At 71.6% G+C, this 17,073-nt stretch carries 19 protein-coding genes; 7 read left to right on the forward strand and 12 right to left on the reverse strand.

The annotated features are described in order from the left end of the window. Positions 1 to 66 precede the first annotated feature (66 nt). The gene (locus tag PKC53_RS05960; protein WP_324427300.1) at positions 67 to 738 is read left to right on the forward strand and encodes a GntR family transcriptional regulator; all 672 of its coding nucleotides are present in this window, start codon (positions 67 to 69) and stop codon (positions 736 to 738) included. A gap of 76 nt (positions 739 to 814) precedes the next feature. On the opposite strand, the gene PKC53_RS05965 is transcribed toward PKC53_RS05960, so the two are convergent. The 8 genes from PKC53_RS05965 to PKC53_RS06000 form a co-directional block, all read right to left on the reverse strand. Further along, positions 815 to 1,048, reverse strand: a complete 234-nt coding sequence (locus PKC53_RS05965) for a hypothetical protein (RefSeq protein WP_324427302.1) — start codon at positions 1,046 to 1,048, stop codon at positions 815 to 817. A gap of 91 nt (positions 1,049 to 1,139) precedes the next feature. After that, complete coding sequence (locus PKC53_RS05970; protein ID WP_324427303.1) at positions 1,140 to 2,453, reverse strand: citrate synthase; 1,314 nt, start codon at positions 2,451 to 2,453, stop codon at positions 1,140 to 1,142. After that, positions 2,450 to 2,752 carry a succinate dehydrogenase assembly factor 2 gene (locus tag PKC53_RS05975; RefSeq protein WP_324427406.1) on the reverse strand — a complete coding sequence of 101 codons (303 nt, stop codon included), beginning with the start codon at positions 2,750 to 2,752 and terminating at the stop codon, positions 2,450 to 2,452. The genes PKC53_RS05970 and PKC53_RS05975 overlap by 4 nt, the downstream gene beginning before the upstream one ends. An 83-nt stretch (positions 2,753 to 2,835) precedes the next feature. Next, positions 2,836 to 3,540, reverse strand: a complete 705-nt coding sequence (locus PKC53_RS05980; RefSeq protein ID WP_324427304.1) for a succinate dehydrogenase iron-sulfur subunit — start codon at positions 3,538 to 3,540, stop codon at positions 2,836 to 2,838. 41 nt (positions 3,541 to 3,581) lie between these two features. Continuing rightward, positions 3,582 to 5,390, reverse strand: a complete 1,809-nt coding sequence (gene sdhA, locus PKC53_RS05985) for a succinate dehydrogenase flavoprotein subunit (protein ID WP_324427305.1) — start codon at positions 5,388 to 5,390, stop codon at positions 3,582 to 3,584. Beyond that, complete coding sequence (sdhD, locus tag PKC53_RS05990) at positions 5,390 to 5,752, reverse strand: succinate dehydrogenase, hydrophobic membrane anchor protein (RefSeq protein ID WP_324427306.1); 363 nt, start codon at positions 5,750 to 5,752, stop codon at positions 5,390 to 5,392. Before sdhD ends, sdhA begins: the two co-directional genes overlap by 1 nt. 15 nt (positions 5,753 to 5,767) lie before the next feature. Further along, positions 5,768 to 6,196, reverse strand: a complete 429-nt coding sequence (gene sdhC, locus PKC53_RS05995; RefSeq protein ID WP_324427307.1) for a succinate dehydrogenase, cytochrome b556 subunit — start codon at positions 6,194 to 6,196, stop codon at positions 5,768 to 5,770. A gap of 130 nt (positions 6,197 to 6,326) precedes the next feature. Then, positions 6,327 to 7,085, reverse strand: a complete 759-nt coding sequence (locus PKC53_RS06000; protein ID WP_324427308.1) for a GntR family transcriptional regulator — start codon at positions 7,083 to 7,085, stop codon at positions 6,327 to 6,329. A gap of 203 nt (positions 7,086 to 7,288) precedes the next feature. Between PKC53_RS06000 and PKC53_RS06005 the strand changes: the two genes are divergently transcribed. The 4 genes from PKC53_RS06005 (at position 7,289) to PKC53_RS06020 (ending at position 10,711) form a co-directional block, all read left to right on the forward strand. Continuing rightward, the gene (locus tag PKC53_RS06005; protein WP_324427309.1) at positions 7,289 to 8,275 is read left to right on the forward strand and encodes a malate dehydrogenase; all 987 of its coding nucleotides are present in this window, start codon (positions 7,289 to 7,291) and stop codon (positions 8,273 to 8,275) included. Positions 8,276 to 8,476: 201 nt separating this feature from the next. Next, positions 8,477 to 8,878: a DUF3471 domain-containing protein gene (locus tag PKC53_RS06010; protein WP_324427310.1), complete on the forward strand. Its 402-nt coding sequence runs from the start codon at positions 8,477 to 8,479 to the stop codon at positions 8,876 to 8,878. Between the two features lie 76 nt (positions 8,879 to 8,954). After that, on the forward strand, positions 8,955 to 9,977 hold the full coding sequence (locus PKC53_RS06015) for an aldolase/citrate lyase family protein (RefSeq protein ID WP_324427312.1): 1,023 nt from the start codon (positions 8,955 to 8,957) through the stop codon (positions 9,975 to 9,977). Positions 9,978 to 10,090: 113 nt separating this feature from the next. Further along, the gene (locus tag PKC53_RS06020; RefSeq protein ID WP_324427314.1) at positions 10,091 to 10,711 is read left to right on the forward strand and encodes a hypothetical protein; all 621 of its coding nucleotides are present in this window, start codon (positions 10,091 to 10,093) and stop codon (positions 10,709 to 10,711) included. A gap of 158 nt (positions 10,712 to 10,869) precedes the next feature. Here PKC53_RS06020 and PKC53_RS06025 read toward each other — a convergent pair whose 3' ends face one another. Both PKC53_RS06025 and PKC53_RS06030 read right to left on the reverse strand, forming a co-directional pair. Continuing rightward, entirely contained in the window at positions 10,870 to 11,658 is a 789-nt protein-coding gene (locus PKC53_RS06025; protein WP_324427316.1) for an SDR family oxidoreductase, read from the reverse strand. Positions 11,659 to 11,673: 15 nt separating this feature from the next. Then, the gene (locus PKC53_RS06030; protein WP_324427318.1) at positions 11,674 to 12,603 is read right to left on the reverse strand and encodes a DMT family transporter; all 930 of its coding nucleotides are present in this window, start codon (positions 12,601 to 12,603) and stop codon (positions 11,674 to 11,676) included. A 134-nt stretch (positions 12,604 to 12,737) separates the two neighbouring features. Here PKC53_RS06030 and PKC53_RS06035 point away from each other — a divergent pair, with 134 nt between their 5' ends. Then, entirely contained in the window at positions 12,738 to 13,556 is an 819-nt protein-coding gene (locus tag PKC53_RS06035; RefSeq protein ID WP_324427320.1) for a creatininase family protein, read from the forward strand. Then, entirely contained in the window at positions 13,547 to 14,410 is an 864-nt protein-coding gene (locus PKC53_RS06040; RefSeq protein WP_324427322.1) for a GNAT family N-acetyltransferase, read from the forward strand. Before PKC53_RS06035 ends, PKC53_RS06040 begins: the two co-directional genes overlap by 10 nt. A 176-nt stretch (positions 14,411 to 14,586) precedes the next feature. Here PKC53_RS06040 and PKC53_RS06045 read toward each other — a convergent pair whose 3' ends face one another. Further along, positions 14,587 to 16,197 (reverse strand): gamma-glutamyltransferase family protein, encoded by a 1,611-nt coding sequence (locus tag PKC53_RS06045; RefSeq protein WP_324427324.1) that lies wholly within the window; start codon positions 16,195 to 16,197, stop codon positions 14,587 to 14,589. 46 nt (positions 16,198 to 16,243) lie between these two features. Further along, on the reverse strand, positions 16,244 to 16,951 hold the full coding sequence (locus tag PKC53_RS06050; RefSeq protein ID WP_324427326.1) for a Crp/Fnr family transcriptional regulator: 708 nt from the start codon (positions 16,949 to 16,951) through the stop codon (positions 16,244 to 16,246). Positions 16,952 to 17,073 lie beyond the last annotated feature (122 nt).

Raw genomic sequence — 17,073 nt, forward strand, 5'->3', positions numbered from 1 at the left:
TATGCATAATTATGAATGCAAAACCAACACCCAGCTGGCTTGCCTTCGCACACTGTCGCACCCGCCGTGGCCGCCGTCGACACCCCTCCCACCGAGGCGCCCTCGCCGCGCCCGCTGGCGCGTCGCGCGCTGTACGAGGACGTCGCCGACCGGTTGCGCCAGCAGATCTTCGCGCGCGAGCTCGAGCCTGGCAGCTGGATCGACGAACAGCGCCTCGCCGCCGACTACGGCATCAGCCGCACCCCGCTGCGCGAGGCGCTGAAGGTGCTCGCCGTCGAGGGCCTGGTGACGATGAAGCTGCGCCGCGGCGCCTACGTCACCGAGATGAGCCGCAACGACGTGACGCAGGTCTACCACCTGCTGGCGCTGCTCGAGAGCGACGCCGCCGGCTCGGTGGCGCGCCACGCCGACGACGCGCAGCGCGCACGGCTGCGCGCACTGCACGATCAGCTCGAGCGCGAGGTGCGCCAGCGCGACGCGTTTTTCGCCACCAACGAGCGCTGGCACATGGCGCTGCTCGAGATCGCCGGCAACCGCTGGAGCGCGCAGATCGTCGCCGACCTGCGCAAGGTGATGAAGCTCAACCGCCACCACTCGCTGTTCAAGCAGGGTCGGCTGGCCGACTCGCTGGCCGAGCACCGCGCGATCATGGCCGCGTTCGAGGCGCGCGACGCTGACGCGGCGACCCGGCTGATGCGCGCCCACTTCGCCGGCGGGCTCGAGGCCGCGGCCGGCTGAGCGTGTCGGTCGGGGCTCAAAGTGCGACGCCCCGCACGGGGCGGGGCGTCTCAGGGGATCGCGGCGCGGGCAGCGCTCAGGACTTGAGCTGCTCCTCGAGTTCCTTGCAGGTCGGCGCGCACACCGTCTGCGAACGCCCGAGCAGCTTGCGCGTCTTCAGCATCGAGCGGGGGCGGTGCTTGCCGCACAGGAAGCACGACATGGTGCCCGCGCCGAAGGCACCCGCCACCGAAAACGGTGACCCCGGCGCCTTCGACTTGTAGCGCAAGCCATCGGGTTCCACCAGCGTCTTGATCTCGTCCTTGGCCATCCATTGCTCCTAGGCAGGCGTGCGGTCCCTGCGACAGCCGCAAGGATACTGTACATACCCCCAGCGTGCTGGCGCAGGGTCTCTGTCCACCTCAGGCACGCTCGGCCAGCGGCTTGACCTGGCGCGGCATCGAGCCGACGAACAGCTGACGCGGGCGGCCGATCTTGTACTCGGGGTCGCCGATCATCTCGTTGAGCTGCGCGATCCAGCCCACCGTGCGCGCCAGCGCGAAGATGGCGGTGAACAGGCTCACCGGGATGCCCAGCGCACGCTGCACGATGCCGGAGTAGAAGTCCACGTTCGGGTACAGCTTGCGCGCGACGAAGTACTCGTCCTCGAGCGCGATCTTCTCGAGTGCCATCGCCAGCTTGAACAGCGGGTCGTTGCCCAGCCCCAGCTCGCTCAGCACCTCGTGGCAGGTCTCGCGCATCAGCTTGGCCCGCGGGTCGTAGTTCTTGTACACGCGGTGGCCGAAGCCCATCAGGCGCACGTTCGAGTTCTTGTCCTTGACCTGCTTGATGAACTCGCCGATCTTCTCGACGCCGCCGTTGCGCTGGATGTCCTCGAGCATGTTCAGCGCCGCTTCGTTCGCGCCGCCGTGCGCCGGGCCCCACAGGCAGGCCACGCCGGCGGCGATGGCGGCGAACGGGTTGGTGCCCGACGAGCCGCACAGCCGCACCGTGGAGGTGCTGGCGTTCTGCTCGTGGTCGGCGTGCAGGATGAAGATGCGGTCGATCGCGCGCACCAGCACGTCGTTGGGCTTGTACTCCTCGCACGGCGTGGCGAACATCATGCGCATGAAGTTCGCCGAGTACGACAGGTCGTTCTTCGGGTACACGTAGGGCTGGCCGACGCCGTACTTGTAGGCCATCGCCACCAGCGTGGGCATCTTGGCGATCAGGCGGATCGCCGCGATCTCGCGGTGGCGCGGGTTGTTGATGTCGGTGCTGTCGTGGTAGAAGGCCGACAGCGCGCCGACCAGCCCGGTCAGCACCGCCATCGGGTGCGCGTCGCGGCGGAAGCCGCGCAGGAAGAACTGCATCTGCTCGTTGACCATCGTGTGGCGCGTCACGAGCGAGTCGAAGTCCTTCTGCTGCTGCGCGTTCGGCAGCTCGCCGTACAGCAGCAGGTGACACACGTCGAGGAAGTCGCAGTGCTCGGCGAGCTGCTCGATCGGGTAGCCGCGGTACAGCAGTTCGCCCTTGTCGCCGTCGATGTAGGTGATCGCCGACTGGCACGACGCGGTCGACAGGAACCCCGGATCGTAGGTGAACTTGCCGGTCTGCGCGTAGAGCTTGCGGATGTCGATCACGTCCGGGCCGATCGTGCCCTTGTAGATCGGCAGCTCCATGCTCGGACTGCCGTCGGAGAACGACAGGGTGGCTTTCACGTCGGAAGGCGTCATCGCGGGGTCCTTTCGTCAGTCTTCGTTGGGGTGCGGCGCCGCAGCAGCGCCAGCACCTCGTGCACTTCGGGCCGGTCGAGCGCATCCCGAGGCTCGACGCGCGCCAGCAGCAGGTCCAGCAGGTCGTTGTCCGACAGGTCCATCAGGGCCTCGAGGCCGCTGGCCTGCCTTGTGGTGATCGTCTCCTCGTGATCTCGGAAGAAGCGCTCCAGAAAGAGGTCGTTCTCGAGCAGGCCGCGGCGGCAGCGCCACTTGAGTCTGGAGAGCTCGCGCGTCTCGAGCGTCGCCGGGGGACACAGCGGCCCCCGCGGATCCGGCTTCGCCGGTCCGCTGGGGGCGCCCCCCTGGGGGGGAGGCGCCGAAGGCGCTTCGAGGGGGGTCTTCATACCGCCCGACGCACCATCAGCTCCTTGATCTTGCCGATCGCCTTCGTCGGGTTGAGCCCCTTCGGGCAGACGTCGACGCAGTTCATGATCGTGTGGCAGCGGAACAGCCGGTACGGATCCTCGAGGTTGTCGAGGCGCTCGCTGGTGGCCTGGTCGCGGCTGTCGGCGATGAAGCGGTAGGCCTGCAGCAGGCCGGCCGGGCCGACGAACTTGTCCGGGTTCCACCAGAAGCTCGGGCACGAGGTGCTGCAGCTCGCGCACAGGATGCACTCGTACAGGCCGTTGAGCTCGTCGCGCTCCTCGGGCGACTGCAGGCGCTCCTTCTCGGGCGGGGGCGTGTCGTTGACGAGGTACGGCTTGATCGAGTGGTACTGCTTGAAGAACTGCGTCATGTCGACGATCAGGTCGCGGATCACCGGCAGCCCGGGCAGCGGCTTGAGCACCACGGTGCCGGGAAGGCTGCGCATGTTGGTCAGGCAGGCGAGCCCGTTCTTGCCGTTGATGTTCATCGCGTCCGAGCCGCACACGCCCTCGCGGCACGAACGGCGGAAGCTCAGCGTCGGATCGACCGACTTGAGCTTCATCAGCGCGTCGAGCAGCATGCGCTCGCTGCCGTCGAGCTCGACATGCAGCGTCTGCATGTACGGCTTGGCGTCCTTGTCGGGATCGTAGCGGTAGATCTGGAACGTTCGCTGGGACATGTCGGCTTGCTCTCGGGTCGGTTCGGCGCGCGGGGCGGGCGTCAGAAGGTTCGCACCTTCGGCGGCACGGATTCGACGGTCAGCGGCTTGAGTTGCACCGGCTTGTAGTCGAGGCGGCTGCCCTCGGCGTACCACAGCGTGTGCCTCAGCCACTCGCGGTCGTTGCGGCCCAGCGGGCAGTCGGCGTCGTCGGCGCCGCGCTCGTAGTCCTTGACGGTGTGCGCACCGCGGCACTCCCGGCGCGCCGCCGCAGAGACCATCGTCGCCTGAGCCGCCTCGATCAGGTTCTCCACCTCGAGCGCCTCGACGCGCGCGGTGTTGAACACCTTGCTGCGGTCCTTCAGGCCGATCGCCTTCACGCGCTCGCGCAGCGCGGCGATCTTGTGCACGCCTTCGTCCATGCTCGCCTGGGTGCGGAACACGCCGGCGTGCTGCTGCATCGTCTTGCGGATGTCGTTGGCCACGTCCTGCGCGTACTCGCCGGCGTCGCTGGCGTCGAGGCGCGCCAGCCGCGCCAGCGACGCATCGGCCGCGTCCTTCGGCAGCGGCTTGTGCGCCTGGTCGGCGCGCCGGAAGCTGTCGACGATGTGGTTGCCGGCGGACTTGCCGAACACCAGCAGGTCGAGCAGCGAGTTGGTGCCCAGCCGGTTGGCGCCGTGCACGCTGACGCACGAGCACTCGCCCACCGCGTACAGGCCATGGACCACCGCGTTCGGGCTGCCGTCCTTGGGCACCACCACCTGCCCGTTCACGTTGGTCGGGATGCCGCCCATCTGGTAGTGGATGGTCGGCACCACCGGGATGGGTTCCTTGGTGATGTCGACGTTGGCGAAGTTGTGGCCGATCTCGAACACGCTGGGCAGCCGCTTCATGATCGTGTCGGCGCCCAGGTGCGTCATGTCGAGGTGGATGTAGTCCTTGTTCGGACCGCAGCCGCGCCCTTCCTTGATCTCCTGGTCCATGCAGCGGCTGACGAAGTCGCGCGGCGCCAGGTCCTTCAGCGTCGGCGCGTAGCGCTCCATGAAGCGCTCGCCGTTGGCGTTGCGCAGGATCGCGCCCTCGCCGCGGCAGCCTTCGGTGAGCAGCACGCCCGCGCCGGCCACGCCGGTCGGGTGGAACTGCCAGAACTCCATGTCCTCGAGCGGGATGCCGGCGCGCGCGGCCATGCCGAGGCCGTCGCCGGTATTGATGAACGCGTTGGTCGAGGCCGCGAAGATGCGCCCGGCCCCGCCGGTGGCGATCACGGTGACCTTCGACTCGAGCACCAGCAATTCGCCGGTTTCCATCTCGAGCGCGACCACGCCGACGCAGTCGCCGTCGGAGTCGCGCAGGATGTCGAGCGCCATCCACTCGACGAAGAACTGCGTGCGCGCCCTCACGTTGCGCTGGTACAGCGTGTGCAGCAGCGCATGGCCGGTGCGGTCGGCAGCGGCGCAGGCGCGCTGCACCGGTTTCTCGCCGAAGTTGGCGGTGTGCCCGCCGAACGGGCGCTGGTAGATGGTGCCGTCGGGATTGCGGTCGAACGGCATGCCGAAGTGCTCGAGCTCGTAGACCACCTTCGGCGCCTCGCGGCACATGAACTCGATCGCGTCCTGGTCGCCCAGCCAGTCGCTGCCCTTGACGGTGTCGTAGAAGTGGTAGTGCCAGTTGTCCTCGCTCATGTTGCCGAGGCTGGCGCCGATGCCGCCCTGCGCCGCCACCGTGTGCGAACGCGTCGGGAAGACCTTGGTCAGCACGGCGACGTTGAGGCCGGCCAGCGCCAGCTGCAGCGACGCGCGCATGCCCGAGCCACCGGCGCCGACGATCACGACGTCGAAGCGCCGGCGGGGAAGAGAAGTCGCCACGTGCATCACAGCCTCCACAGCACTTGAACCGCCCACCCGGCGCAGCCGAGCAGCCACGCCAGCGTGAACACCTGCAGCACCAGCTTCACGCCGACGGGCTTGACGTAGTCCATCCAGATGTCGCGCATGCCGACCCACACGTGGTACAGCAGCGAAACGATGACCACGAAGGTCAGCAGCTTCATCCACTGCGCGGCGAAGATGCCGCTCCAGCGGTCGTAGCCGAGTTCGCCGGGCATCAGCACCTGCGCCAGCAGCGCCAGCGTGAACAGCGCCATCAGTGCCGCGGTGACGCGCTGGCTGAGCCAGTCGCGGAACCCGTAGTGCGCGCCGACGACCAGGCGCTTCGAACCGTAGTTGACTGCCATCGCTTCGCTCCCCGATCAGTACAGGCCGAACAGCTTGGCGCCGAGCACCAGCGTCAGCGCGACGCTCGCCACCAGCGTGACCAGCGCCGAGCTGTGGCCCTGCGCCTTGCTCACGCTGTGCGTCATGTCCATCCACAGGTGGCGCACGCCGGCGATCGCGTGGTGCAGGTAGGCCCAGATCAGTGCCAGCACGACCAGCTTGAGGAACCAGCCGGCGAACGGGCCGAGTCCGGCGGTGAACGCGCTGGTGAAGGCGTCGTACGAGGCCTCTGAGCTGACGCTGGCGTCGAACATCCAGATCACGAACGGCAGCAGCACGAACATCAGCGCGCCGCTGACGCGGTGCAGGATCGACACGATGCCTGCCGGCGGCAGCCGGTACCTGACGATCTGCGTGACGTGGATGTTGCGGTAGACCGGGCGTGGCGTGGTGGTGTCTGACATGTCCGACCCTGTGGGGGGAGCGAGCCGCATCCGGCTCGGAAGCAACCGACGTGAAACCTTCGAAGTTTATTGCAACGCAGCAGCGTAGCCGCGACGCCCGACACGGGCCTGACGCGCACCGGCCCGGCGCTCAGCTCAGTTCATTGCGGTAGTGGTGGTCACGTGTGTCGTACAGCCCGCGGCGCAGTTCCACCGGGCGATCGCCGTAGGTGAAGGCCAGCCGCTCGACGCTGAGCAGCGGCGCGCCGGGTGGACGGCCGAGCAGCGCGGCGGCGCCGTCGTCGGCGGCGACGGCGCGGATCTTCTCCTCGGCGCGGATCATGTGCACGCCGAACTCGCTCTCGAACAGGCGGTACAGGGGACCGCGCCACTCGCCCAGCCGCTCGGCGGTCAGGCCCTTGAACAGCGCACCGGGCAGCCACAGGTCGTCGAGCACGATCGCCCGCGCGCCCAGCGACAGCAAGCGGCGGATCTGCACCACCGCGTCGCCGCTGCGCAGCTCGAGCGCGCGCGCCACCTCGGCCGGCGCGCGCAGCCGGCGGCAGTCGAGGAAGCGCCGCTCGAGACGCTCGCTGCCGCCGTCGTCGGGGACCAGGCGCAGGAAGCGGTACTGCACGTGCGCCTCGGCGTGCGTGGCGACGAAGGTGCCCTTGCCCTGGCGGCGCACCAGCAAGTTTTCGGTGGCCAGCTCGTCGATGGCCTTGCGCACCGTGCCCTGGCTGACCTTGAAGCGCTGCGCGAGCTCGGTCTCGCTGGGGATCGCCTCGCCGGGCTTCCAGTCGCCGGCCTGCAGCCCCTGGGTGATCAGCGCCTTGATCTGCTGGTACAGCGGGCTGAATGCCGGGGTCGCGGCGCCCGCGTCGGCGGCGGAGGCGGTGGTGGCGGGCATGCCGCGATTGCAGCACAAGCGACCGCCCGCGTCCATCAAAAGCCATCTCTTATATAAGACAGCAGATATAGAGGCTCGTGCCATGCCCTGCGCGCCGTCAAGCTCCGCGTCAGGTGCGTTGGCCTAAACTCCGGGGCACCGGGGGTGGCACCGACGGCGTCGGCGCCACCGCCCCCTTGTCCCCACTCATCCGGAGCCTCCCCATGAGCAAGAAGCCCGTCCGCGTGGCCGTCACCGGTGCCGCCGGCCAGATCGGTTACGCCCTGCTGTTCCGCATCGCCAGCGGCGAGATGCTGGGCAAGGACCAGCCGGTGATCCTGCAACTGCTCGAGGTGCCGGCCGAGGGCCCGCAGAAGGCGCTCAAGGGCGTGATGATGGAACTCGAGGACTGCGCCTTCCCGCTGCTGCACGGCATGCAGGCGCACGCCGACCCGATGAGCGCCTTCAAGGACACCGACTACGCGCTGCTCGTCGGCTCGATGCCGCGCAAGGCCGGCATGGAGCGCGCCGAGCTGCTCAGCATCAACGGCCAGATCTTCATCGGCCAGGGCAAGGCGCTCAACGCGGTGGCCAGCCGCGACGTCAAGGTGCTGGTGGTCGGCAACCCGGCGAACACCAACGCCTGGATCGCGATGAACAGCGCGCCCGACCTGCCGCGCGAGAACTTCACCGCGATGCTGCGCCTGGACCACAACCGCGCGCTCAGCCAGGTCGCCGCCAAGACCGGCAAGCCGGTGGCCAGCATCCGCAAGCTGTGCGTGTGGGGCAACCACAGCCCGACGATGTACGCCGACTACCGCTTCGCCACCATCGACGGCGCCAGCGTGAAGGACATGATCAACGACCAGGTCTGGAACAAGGACGTGTTCCTGCCCACCGTCGGCAAGCGCGGCGCCGCGATCATCGAGGCGCGCGGGCTGTCGTCGGCGGCGTCGGCGGCCAACGCCGCGATCGACCACATGCGCGACTGGGCGCTGGGCACCGCCGGCGAGTGGGTGACGATGGGCGTGCCCAGCAACGGCGATTACGGCATCCCGAAGGACGTGATGTTCGGCTTCCCGGTGACCTGCGCCGGCGGCAGGTACGAGATCGTCAAGGGGCTGCCGATCGACGAGTTCAGCCAGGGTTGCATCGACAAGACGCTGGCCGAGCTGGTCAGCGAGCGCGACGGCGTCAAGCACCTGTTGTGACCGCGGCCTCGCGGCGCTGACGCCCAGAGCCGGCCCGCGGGCCGGCTCTTCGTTTCGTGCCGCCCGCGGTGCGGGGCGCGACTGCCGCATCCCCCCGGCGGCCGATGACGCGGTGCCGGTGCCGGCGCCCAATGGCCTTGCCCGCCCGCCGGCCTCGTGGTCGCCGCGGTCGGCGTCACACCACCGCAAGAGAGGCCCCCCATGAAGCGCAACCCCATCACCCCGATCCCCCTGCTCGCAGGTCTCGTCGCCGCGACGATGTCGGCGTCGGGCGCGGCCGCCGAGCCACCGGCCGCGTCGAGCGTCGAGGTCACCGCGCCGGCGACGCTGCCCACCCACGCGCTGCGCGAACTCACCGGGCGCTACCGCCTGTCCGACGGACGCGAGCTGCGCGTCGACCGCCATGGCCTGCACCTGTACGCGCAGGTCGGCCGTGCGCGCTCGCAGCGTCTGGACGACGCCGGCGGCCACCGCTTCGCCAGCGTCGACGGCCGCGTCACGCTCGCTTTCGAGCCGATGGCCGACGGGCGTGTCGAGCGGCTGCGCCTGACCGAAACGCGGGCCGGGTCGGCGGCACGCGTCGCGCAGGCGACGCTCGACTGACCGCGCCGTCGCGCCGGGCGCGCCGCCGGTGCGATGGCGCTACGCTCGCGGGCATCGCCATCCCGAAGCCCGAGCCATGCCCGCGAGCCCACCCGTCCATCCCCGCCAGGCCCTGTTCGAGCCCGGCGAGCCCGCCGCCGCGCCGCTGCCGGTGTGCGACCACTATGCCGGCGTCGAGCCGCGCATGCGCAAGAGCCTCGAGCTGCAGGCCGAACTCGGCCCGGTGTTCGACGTCACGCTCGACGGCGAGGACGGCGCACCGGTGGGCGGCGAGGTCGAACACGCGCAGCTGATCGCCGAGCTGATCGACTCGCCGCTGAACGTGCACGGGCGCGTCGGCGCCCGCGTGGTGCCGGTGTCGCACCCGGCGTTCCCGGGCATGGTCGAGGCCGTCGTGCGGCGCGCCGGCGCGCGGCTGGCGTACCTGATGGTGCCCAAGGTGCACGGCGCGACCGACCTGCGCGCCGCGGCCGAGTGCATCGACCGTGTCGCCGCCGCCGCCGGCGTCGGGCGCACGATCCCGCTGCACGCGCTGGTCGAGACGCACGGCGCGCTGCACGAGGCGTTCGCGCTGGCGGCGCACCCGCGCATCGAGTCGCTGTCGTTCGGGCTGATGGACTTCGTCTCGGCGCACCGCGGGGCGATTCCGCACACCGCGATGAGCGCCGCCGGCCAGTTCGAGCACCCGCTGGTGCTGCGTGCCAAGCTCGAGGTCGCCGCCGCCTGCCACGCGCACGGCAAGACGCCGTCGCACTGCGTGGTTACCGAGTTCAAGCACCCGGCCAAGCTGCAGGAGGCGGCCACGCGTGCGGCGCGCGAGCTGGGCTACACGCGCATGTGGAGCATCCACCCGGCGCAGGTGCGCCCGATCATCGACGCGTTCACGCCCACCGCCGCCGAGGTCGACCTGGCGATCGAGATCATCGCCAAGGCGCAGGCCGCGCACTGGGCACCGATCAGCCACCGCGACACGCTGCACGACCGCGCCAGCTACCGCTACTTCTGGCAGGTGCTCGAACGCGCCCGGCGCACGTCGTACACCGGCGGCCCGCAGCTGCCCGCCGAGGTGCGCCGCGCCTACTTCGAGCCCGCGGCGTGAGGCCGCGCGGCGGCAGAACGAGAACTGTGCCCGCGCGGCAACATCCGGATTCACCCGCGGCAACGCGTGCGGCCACAATACGGGCCTGTCGCCGCGCCACCGGAGCCCTCGCCATGATGATGCGTCCCGCCCTGCTCGCCAGCGCCGTCGCCCTGTGTCTCGCAGCCGCGGGCCCGGTGCACGCCCAGTCGAGCGCGTCGGCCAAGAGCACCAAGCCGCAGGCCAAGGTCAAGCGCATCGCCGAGCAGCCGCGCCGGCACGCCGCGCCGCCGGCCACGCCGGCCGAGATCGACCTGCCCGTGGCCGCGGGCGAGCAGGTGGCCGCCGCCTCGCTGGCGCACTTCGGCGAGTACCAGTGCGAGTTCGACCAGAAGCTGCTCGTCGCGATGAACCCGAAGCACGACGCGTACCTCGACGTGAGCTTCCGCAACCGCACCTACACGATGAAGCCCGTGCTGTCGCACACCGGCGCGGTGCGGCTGGAGGACGTGCGCGGCCAGATGCTGCTGGTGCAGATCGCGACCAAGTCGATGATGATCGACACCAAGCTCGGCCAGCGCATCGTCGACGCCTGCATGCACGAGAAGCAGCGCGTGGCCGCCGCGGCGCCGCCCAGTGGCGAAGGCATCGGCATCGACCCCGACCGCGCGGCCGCGAAGACGCCGGAGGCGACCACCGCCGCCGGGCCCGCCGCATCGCCCGCCGCCGAGCCGGCGACCACCGCCGCGCGCTGACCGGCGCCCGCCGCCCTGCGCGACGCCGCGACGTCTCGCGGCGTCGCGGGCCGACCCGTTGCCGCGACGGCGCGTTCGATCGTTCCACGACCGCGGGGGCGACGACCCGCCGCCCCCGTCGGGCCGTCCGCGGCGCTCGCCCGGCCGTGCCGCAGGCCTCAGAACGTGCCGGGAAAAGCCCCGCCGTCGAGCAGCAGGTTCTGCCCGTTCAGGTAGCCGGCGTGCACGCTGCAGACGAAGGCGCACAGCGCGCCGAACTCGTCGGGCGCGCCGAAGCGCCGCGTCGGGTTCTGTGCGCGGCGCTCGTCCATCACCGCATCGACGCTGCGTCCGCTCTTCGCGGCCGCGCCGACCATCGTCGCGCGCAGCCTGTCGGTGTCGAACGGGCCCGGCAGCAGGTTGTTGATGGTCACGTTGCGCGAGGCCAGCCGCGGCTGGCGCGCCAGCCCGGCGACGAAGCCGGTCAGACCGCTGCGCGCGCCGTTGGACAGCCCGAGCACGTCGATCGGCGCCTTCACCGCGCCCGAGGTGATGTTGACCACGCGGCCGAAGCCGCGCTCGGCCATGCCGTCGACGGTGGCCTTGATCAGCTCGATCGGCGTGAGCATGTTGGCGTCGAGCGCGGCGATCCACGCGGCGCGGTCCCAGTCGCGGAAGTCGCCGGGCGGCGGGCCGCCGGCGTTGTTCACCAGGATGTCGACCTGCGGGCACGCGGCCAGCGCGGCGGCGCGGCCGTCGGCGCTGGTGATGTCGGCGGCCACCGCGCGCACCTCGACCGCGGGGTTCAGCGCACGCAGGCCGGCCGCCGTGGCCTCGAGCGCGTCGCGCCCGCGCGCGTTGACGACCACGTTCGCGCCCTCGCGCACCAGCGCCTCGGCGCAGCCTCTGCCCAGACCCTTGCTCGCGGCGCACACCAGCGCCCATTTGCCCTGCAGTCCCAGATCCATCGTCGCTCCTCGTCGTCAGGTCGCGGTGCGCCGCCACGTCAGCAGCCACACCCCCAGCAGCACCAGCGCGGTGCCGATCGCGAGCCACGGCGTCAGCGGTTCGCCGAGCAGCAGCACGCCCATCGCGATCGTGCTCATCGGCCCGATCATGCCGGTCTGCGAAGTCAGCGCGGCGCCGATGCGCTCGATGGCCATCATCACCATCAGCACCGGCGCGAAGGTGCACGCCACCGCGTTGAGCAGCGACAGCCAAAGCACCGCCGGCGCCACGCTCCACGCCACCTCGAGCGGGCGAAGCACCACGAACTGCGCGATGCACAGCACGCACGCCACGGTGGTCGCCAGGCCCGTCAGGCGCAGCGAGCCCAGGCGCCGCACCTCCTCGCCGCTGTACACCAGGTACACCGCGTAGCTCACCGCGCTGGCGAACACCAGCCCCGCGCCGAGCGCGACGTTCGCGCCCTCCAGCCGCGCCTCCTGCCCGAACACCAGCGCGACGCCGGCGTAGCTCACGCCGAGCGCGACGAACTCGCGCGCACCGACGCGCCGCCCGTACAGCAGCGCGCCGAGCAGCAGGACCAGCGTCGGGTTGAGGTACAGGATCAGCCGCTCGAAGCTGGCGCTGATGTACTGCAGCCCCGCGAAGTCGAGAAAGCTCGCGAGGTAGTAGCCGCAGAACCCGAGCAGGCCGACGACGCGCCAGTCGCGCGCCGTCAGCGGCGGCTTGCCACGCCCGGCCCACCAGGCCAGCAGCACGAACAACGGCAGCGCGAACAGCATGCGCAGCATGATCAGCGTCACTGCGTCGACGCCGTGGCGGTACGCGAGCTTGACGATGATCGCCTTGCCCGAGAACGCCACCGCGCCGACGCCGGCCAGCGCCAGCCCGGGCCACAGCGGCGCGGGCGCAGCGGCGGCCGCAGCCGCGGAGGGGGTCGCAGACATCGGCCGAGATGGTAGCGGCGCGCGCGACGTCGCGCCGTCGCGGGGCATGCGCGGCGCCTCGCCCGCCCGGCCGGTGCCCGGGCAGGCCACAATGCCGCCGACGCGCCCGCCGCAGCGACACCACCCGATCCGCCATGCCCCTGCCGCACAGCCGCCGCTGGTCGGACCTGACGACCGAGCAGTTCGCCGCGCTCGACCGCGAGCGGCTGATCGCCGTGCTGCCGATCGGCGCGGTCGAGCAACACGGTCCGCACCTGCCGATCTCGACCGACCAGGCGATCGTCGACGGCGTCGTCGCCGCCACCGTCGCGCGGCTGCCGCCCGAACTGCCGGTGCTGTTCCTGCCCGGCGTCGCCTACGGCAAGAGCAACGAACACGCGCGCTACCCGGGCACGGTGACGCTGTCGCTGCCCACGCTGGCCGCGCTGTGGACCGAGATTGCCGACAGCGTGGTGCGCGCCGGCGTGCGCAAGTTCGTGTTCTTCAACGGCCACGGCGGCCAGACGAACGCGATGGACATCGTCACGCGTGACCTGCGCGAGCGCCACGGCATCCTCGTCGTCGCCAGCAGCTGGTTCACGCTCGGGCTGCCCCCGGGGCTGTTCGACGAGCACGAGCTGCAGCACGGCATCCACGGCGGCGAACTCGAGACCTCGGCGATGCTCGCGCTCGCGCCGCAGCACGTGCGCATGGAGCGCGCGCAGCGCTTCGGCTCGCTGACCGAGGAACTCGCCGCCGAGGGCCACCGCTTCCTGTCGATCACGCGCAGCGGCAAGATCGGCTGGCAGACGCAGGACCTGAACCCGCTCGGCGCGTGCGGCGACGCGTCGCGCGCCAGCGCCGACAAGGGCCGTGCGGTGATCGACCACGTCAGCGACCGCTTCGTCGAACTGCTGCGCGAGGTCGACCGCTTCGACCTGGCCCGGCTCGACCGCGCCCCGGCATGGCGCTGAAGCCCGTCGCCGTCGCCGCGGCGCCGGGCGATCGCCCGCGTCGCGGCCAGGACGCCGGGCCGCCGCCGACGGACCCCGCCACCGACCTGCGCACGCGCGTGCTCGACGCGCTGCGCGACATCGCCCCCGAGGCCGACCTCGCGGCGATCGCGCCGGCACAGCCGCTGCGCGACCAGGTCGACCTCGACTCGATGGACTGGTTGAGCCTGCTCGATGCGCTCGGCGAACGCCTGGGCACCGCGCTGCCGCCGGGCAAGCTGGGCGCGGCGGCCAGCCTCGACGACCTCGTCGCGGCGCTGGGGCAGCCGCGCCGCGTCGCACGCCGACGCGCGCCGGCGTCGGCGCTGCGCGCGCGCGTGCACCGGCTCGACGACGGGCGGCGCGTGCGGGTGCGCCCGATCGTCGCCGCCGACACCGCGCTCGAGGCCGACTTCGTGCGCAATCTGTCGACCGCCTCGCGCTACAAGCGCTTCATGAGCAGCCTGCGCGAACTCACGCCGGCCAAGCTGAAGTACTTCACCGACGTCGACCAGGTGCGCCACATCGCGCTGGCCGCCAGCGAGAGCGGCCAGCGCCGCCGCGACTGGATCGGCGTCGCGCGCTGCGTCGCCGACCCCGGCGGCGACGCGTGCGAGTTCGCGGTGACCGTTGCCGACCCGTGGCAGCGCAGCGGGCTGGCCGGGGTGCTGATGCGCTCGCTGATCGCCGCCGCGCGCGCGCGCGGGCTGAAGACGATGCGCGGCGTGGTGCTGTCGGGCAACCGCCGCATGCTGCGGCTCGCGCGCCAGCTCGGCTTCAGCGTCGCGCACGAGGCCGACGAGCCCGGCACGGTGACCGTGACCCGCCCGTTGTGAGCGCGCCTACGGCGCCGGCGGGCCCCGACGGCGACGAAGCCGACGTTGAGCGCGATGCCCTGCGCGAACGCGCGGTCGTGACGGGCCGGGTGCGTGCGCCGGGTGCGACGCCGCGTGCTCGTGGCCGTGCACGCCCGCCGGCGGATGCGCCGTGCCCCGACGCTCGAGCGCCCCGGTCAGTAGCCGGCGACGAGCCCGTCGCGGCGCGCGTCGCTGGCGCCGACGCAGCCGTCGACCGCCGGGTCGCCGAGACGCCAGATGAACTGGCCGGCGCCGAAGTCCTGGTAGCTGTCGGTCGACAACCGCACCTCGTGGCCGAGCGCACGCAGCCCGTCGACGACGCCAGCGTCGAACCCCGGCTCGACCAGCAGCGTGCCGTCGGCCCAGCGCCAGCGCGGCGCGTCGCAGGCGGTCTGAGGGTTCTGGCGGTGGTCGAGCATGCGCACCAGCGTCTGCAGGTGACCCTGCGGCTGCATGTCGCCGCCCATCACGCCGAAGCTCATCACCGGCGCACCGTCGCGGCTCAGGAAGCCGGGGATGATGGTGTGGAACGCACGCTTGCCCGGCGCGACGACGTTGACGTGCGCGGCGTCGAGCGTGAAGCCGTGTCCGCGGTTTTGCAGGCTCACGCCGTAACCCGGCACGACGACGCCCGAGCCGAACCCCATGTAGTTGCTCTGGATGAAGCTGACCATCATGCCGCTTTCGTCGGCCGCCGCGAGGTAGATCGTGCCGCCGCGCGGCAGGAGGCCGGAGCCGAAGTCCTGCGCGCGTGTCGGGTCGATCAGCCTGGCGCGCGACGCAAGGTAGTCGGCGTCGAGCAGCCGCGCCGGCGCGACGCGCATCGCGCGCGGGTCGGCGACGTGGCGGTACGCGTCGGCGAAGGCGAGCTTCATCGCCTCGATCTGCAGGTGCTGCGAGGCGACGCCGTCGACCGGCAGCGACGCGAGGTCGAAGTGGCGCACGATGCCCAGCGCCATCTGCGCCGCGATGCCCTGCCCGTTCGGCGGGATCTCGTGCAGCGTGTGGCCGCGGTACTCGAGCGCCAGCGGCTCGACCCAGTCGGCGCGGCAGGCCGCGAGGTCGGCTTCGGTGAGCGCGCCGCCGTGCGCACGTGCGTGCGCGGCGATCGCGGCGGCGACCTCGCCGCGATAGAAGGCCTCGCCGCGCGTGTCGGCGATCAGGCGCAGCGTGCGCGCGGCAGCGGGAAAGGCGAAGCGCTCGCCCACCTGCGGCGCCCGGCCGTGCGGAAGGAAGGCTTCGGCGAAGCCCGGCTGGCCGGCCAGTTCGGACCGTGCCGCCGCGGCCCACTTGTGCTGCACGACCACCGGCACCGCGTAGCCGCGCTCGGCCACGTCGATCGCCGGTGCCAGCAGGTCGGCGAACGGCAGCTTGCCGAAGCGCTGCGACAGCTCGCACCAGCCGGCCACCGCACCGGGCACCGTCACCGAGTCCCAGCCGTGCTTGGGCGGGGTGGTGGCCGCGGCGCCGTGCCTCGAGCGGAAGTAGTCGGGCGTCCATGCCGCCGGCGCGCCGCCCGAGGCGTTCAGGCCGTGCAGCCGCGATCCGTCCCAGAGGATGCAGAACGCGTCGCCGCCCAGCCCGTTGCTGCACGGCTCGACGATGGCCATCACGGCCGCGGCGGCGATCGCCGCGTCGACCGCGTTGCCGCCCGCGGCGATCATGCGCAGCCCGGCCTGCGCGGCCAGCGGATGCGAGGTGGCGACGAGGTTGCGCGCGAACACCGGCACGCGCACGCTGGGGTAGGGGTTGTCGTAGCGGAACATCGCGGGGGCCCCGCGGGCGCGGGGTGGTGGGCCGGACATGCGGCGGTCACTCGAGCAGGGCCAGCGCTTGCGCGTCGAGCACGCGGTAGCTGCGGCCGGTGCGGTCTAGCGCCGTGATCCAGCCCTGGCGGACGAAGTGGTTGATCGCGCGGCTGACGGTCTCGAGCTCGAGGTCGAGCATCGCGCCCATGTCGTCGCGGGCGAACAGCGTGGTCAGCGTCGGGTCGGCGTCGTGGCGCATCCTCAGCACCAGTTGGGCGACGCGGTGGCGCGCGCTGCCGAAGTTCAGCTCGGCGAGCCAGTCGTCGGCCTCGCGCAGCGAGCGGTGCCACTTCTGCATCAACTGGTGGTGCAGCCGCGGCGTGTCCTGGTTCAGGCGGTGGATCACCGCCGCCGGGATGCGGCACACGCCCACCGGCGTCAGCGCGACGGCGTCGCTCTCGTAGACCTCGGCGGCCAGCGCCTCGAGCCCGATCACGTCGCCGGTGCGCAGCACGCGCACGATGCGCGCGCGCCCGTCGTTGGCCATGCGCACCAGCTTGACCATGCCGGTGCGCAGCGTCATCACGCCCCTGACCGGCTCGCCGGCATGCACCAGCGTCGCACCGGCGTCGAACGCGAGGTCGTCGATCGGCGCGTGGATCAGTGCGAAGTCCTCCTCGCGCAGGTCGGCGAACAGCACCGACTCGCGGATGCCGCAGTTGCGGCAGTCGGCCGTGCCCCGCCACGCGGAGGCGGTCTTGATCGGAATCATCGGGCGATTATCGGGCGCAGGTCCGACCGCGACGCCCGGGCGGACATCGCCGGCGCGCCACCGCGTCGAGATCGGCGCTCCGGCGGCCCCGTGGGCACGCGAAGCCGCCGTCGAGTTGAGCG

Source organism: Azohydromonas sp. (assembly GCF_035325925.1).
Lineage (GTDB): Bacteria > Pseudomonadota > Gammaproteobacteria > Burkholderiales > Burkholderiaceae_C > Calidifontimicrobium.

What these genes read in the sequence shown, in the direction of transcription:
- PKC53_RS05965 (WP_324427302.1), bottom strand. Translation starts at nt 1,048, where the DNA reads ATGGCCAAGGACGAGATCAAGACGCTGGTGGAACCCGATGGCTTGCGC.
- PKC53_RS05970 (WP_324427303.1), bottom strand. Translation starts at nt 2,453, where the DNA reads ATGACGCCTTCCGACGTGAAAGCCACCCTGTCGTTCTCCGACGGCAGT.
- PKC53_RS05980 (WP_324427304.1), bottom strand. Translation starts at nt 3,540, where the DNA reads ATGTCCCAGCGAACGTTCCAGATCTACCGCTACGATCCCGACAAGGAC.
- sdhA (WP_324427305.1), bottom strand. Translation starts at nt 5,390, where the DNA reads ATGCACGTGGCGACTTCTCTTCCCCGCCGGCGCTTCGACGTCGTGATC.
- sdhD (WP_324427306.1), bottom strand. Translation starts at nt 5,752, where the DNA reads ATGGCAGTCAACTACGGTTCGAAGCGCCTGGTCGTCGGCGCGCACTAC.
- sdhC (WP_324427307.1), bottom strand. Translation starts at nt 6,196, where the DNA reads ATGTCAGACACCACCACGCCACGCCCGGTCTACCGCAACATCCACGTC.
- PKC53_RS06000 (WP_324427308.1), bottom strand. Translation starts at nt 7,085, where the DNA reads ATGCCCGCCACCACCGCCTCCGCCGCCGACGCGGGCGCCGCGACCCCG.
- PKC53_RS06005 (WP_324427309.1), top strand. Translation starts at nt 7,289, where the DNA reads ATGAGCAAGAAGCCCGTCCGCGTGGCCGTCACCGGTGCCGCCGGCCAG.
- PKC53_RS06010 (WP_324427310.1), top strand. Translation starts at nt 8,477, where the DNA reads ATGAAGCGCAACCCCATCACCCCGATCCCCCTGCTCGCAGGTCTCGTC.
- PKC53_RS06015 (WP_324427312.1), top strand. Translation starts at nt 8,955, where the DNA reads ATGCCCGCGAGCCCACCCGTCCATCCCCGCCAGGCCCTGTTCGAGCCC.
- PKC53_RS06020 (WP_324427314.1), top strand. Translation starts at nt 10,091, where the DNA reads ATGATGATGCGTCCCGCCCTGCTCGCCAGCGCCGTCGCCCTGTGTCTC.
- PKC53_RS06025 (WP_324427316.1), bottom strand. Translation starts at nt 11,658, where the DNA reads ATGGATCTGGGACTGCAGGGCAAATGGGCGCTGGTGTGCGCCGCGAGC.
- PKC53_RS06030 (WP_324427318.1), bottom strand. Translation starts at nt 12,603, where the DNA reads ATGTCTGCGACCCCCTCCGCGGCTGCGGCCGCCGCTGCGCCCGCGCCG.
- PKC53_RS06035 (WP_324427320.1), top strand. Translation starts at nt 12,738, where the DNA reads ATGCCCCTGCCGCACAGCCGCCGCTGGTCGGACCTGACGACCGAGCAG.
- PKC53_RS06040 (WP_324427322.1), top strand. Translation starts at nt 13,547, where the DNA reads ATGGCGCTGAAGCCCGTCGCCGTCGCCGCGGCGCCGGGCGATCGCCCG.
- PKC53_RS06045 (WP_324427324.1), bottom strand. Translation starts at nt 16,197, where the DNA reads ATGTTCCGCTACGACAACCCCTACCCCAGCGTGCGCGTGCCGGTGTTC.
- PKC53_RS06050 (WP_324427326.1), bottom strand. Translation starts at nt 16,951, where the DNA reads ATGATTCCGATCAAGACCGCCTCCGCGTGGCGGGGCACGGCCGACTGC.